The sequence below is a fragment of the Candidatus Competibacter denitrificans Run_A_D11 genome (genome assembly GCF_001051235.1).
GTDB lineage: Bacteria > Pseudomonadota > Gammaproteobacteria > Competibacterales > Competibacteraceae > Competibacter_A > Competibacter_A denitrificans.
Genome location: NZ_CBTJ020000070.1, coordinates 1 through 1,329 on the forward strand (window position 1 = coordinate 1; position 1,329 = coordinate 1,329).

Sequence of the window (1,329 nt, forward strand, 5' to 3'; positions counted from 1 at the left end):
ACCGTGGCCAGTTCCGCCATTGGCGCGTTCTATCCCATCGGCCTGGCCGCCGGGGATGTCGGGGTGCGCTCGGTGCAATCCCTCACGCTGTCCGTCTCCTGGGCATCGGGCACCATCCACCTGGTGGCCTATCGGCCGATAGCGCGCTTGGATCTGGCTTCTGGCAACGTCGGTAGCAGCCTGGATGCCGTCACCGGCGGAATGCCGCGTCTGTTTGATAACAGCGTGCTGTTTCTGCTGTTTATTCCCAGCACGACCACCGCTACCACGATCACCGGTCATACGATCTGGAGTCAGGGCTAGCCATGCTGATTCCCGGACGCGACCCGCTGACCACCTGGCTGGCAAAGGCTCGCGCGAGCCGTGGGGGGCATCCCGCCCTGCCGGTGATCGCCTTTGCCGATACGGATCGGGCGGATCGGACCCTCTGGCACGCCTGGGCGTTTGGCCTGCCTGCCGGAACGGCCGCCCTGGGTCTGGCGACGGATACCGCAGCGACCGGCTATCGTCTAGCGCAGGGCAACACGGTTCAGGACATGCTGCTGGACAGTCCGGCGGTGGGCTATCGTCTGGCGCAGGGCAGCGCTGACCAACCCTTGACGTTGGCGAGTCCAGCGGTGGGACTGCAACCAGAGGTCCTGCCTGCGACTGGATATGTCATCTGGGATTTGACCCTCGCGCTCCACGGGGCGGCCTTTGCCGAGCGGCGCCGGGGCATCCATGTGGTGTTTCCGGGTGATCATCCGCTGGATTTAGCGGGCGAGACGCTGGCGGGCTATCACCGGCCGTTGGATGGCGAGAGCGCCAACCTCACCGTTACTGCCGCACCGCAGTCGTTTTTTCCGGCCTGGCTGACCTCGCCCCCACTGGGCACGCCCTGCCATGTGTTGTATGAGGGGGAGACGGTGCTGGATGGCGCGCTGTATGGCGTCAAAGTCACCGCCAAGGCGGTGGAATTGCGAGTGGAGGGGTAGCGTATGCGCGATCTGCTGTCGGACCCTTTGCCCTTGCGGGATACCCGCGTCTGGCCTGGCTATGATGAGGTAAAGGTCATTCCGCGCATCTATGGGCGCGCGCGCATCACGCCGCACCGCTACAACGCGCCCGCCAATCGGTACGTGCTGGCCGATCATGCCCTGGCCGGGGTGGATGCCGTCACCGTGGGCGGCAAAGCCATCGCCGGTTGGCGCTGGTATAACGGGGCGGATATCACCGGTCACGCGTGTGCATTCTTGGAATTATCCCAGCCGCCCGCCAGTGGCGCGACGCTGGCCGCTGAGGTTCGCGGTCTGTCCGGCAATCCGGCGGATATCCTGGCCGATCTGTACC

At 65.4% G+C, this 1,329-nt stretch carries 3 protein-coding genes; all 3 read left to right on the top strand.

Going from position 1 to position 1,329, the window contains the following annotated elements; genetic code table 11:
* On the top strand, positions 1-303 hold a 303-nt coding region (locus BN873_RS20450; RefSeq protein ID WP_048674431.1), incomplete at its 5' end, for a hypothetical protein.
* Between the two features lie 2 nt (positions 304-305).
* Positions 306-974: a hypothetical protein gene (locus tag BN873_RS13215; protein ID WP_048674432.1), complete on the top strand. Its 669-nt coding sequence runs from the start codon at positions 306-308 to the stop codon at positions 972-974.
* Between the two features lie 3 nt (positions 975-977).
* On the top strand, positions 978-1,329 hold a 352-nt coding region (locus tag BN873_RS13220; RefSeq protein WP_048674433.1), incomplete at its 3' end, for a hypothetical protein.